The organism is Adlercreutzia sp. DFI.6.23, assembly GCF_024462535.1.
Taxonomy (GTDB): domain Bacteria; phylum Actinomycetota; class Coriobacteriia; order Coriobacteriales; family Eggerthellaceae; genus Adlercreutzia; species Adlercreutzia rubneri.
This window is the reverse complement of the sequence record NZ_JANGBP010000661.1, coordinates 1-294: the sequence shown is the minus strand read 5'-3', so window position 1 is coordinate 294 and position 294 is coordinate 1. Positions and strand designations below refer to the sequence as shown.

Sequence of the window (294 nt, the reverse complement as noted above, 5' to 3'; positions counted from 1 at the left end):
CGGATGGCCGCCTCCACGGAATCGACGCCGATAACGCGGGCCGCCCCACGGCTCGCGGCCACCAGCCCAATGGTGCCTGTGCCGCAATAGGCGTCGATACCCGTCTCGACGCCCGTAAGATTCGCCAAGCGGATGGCCTCGTCGTAAAGCACCTCGGTCTGCGTGGCGTTCACCTGGTAGAACGACTGCGACGAGATGCGGAACGTGAGTCCGCACAGCGTGTCCAAGATGAATCCGGGGCCAAAGAGCACGCGCTCCTTGTCGTCCAAGATGACATTGGTCTGGCGCGTGTTC

Annotated in this window: 1 pseudogene; it reads right to left on the bottom strand. The window is 63.6% G+C overall.

The features are described from left to right. Positions 1-294 (bottom strand): annotated as a pseudogene (locus NE591_RS14975) (RsmD family RNA methyltransferase); the annotation flags it as partial.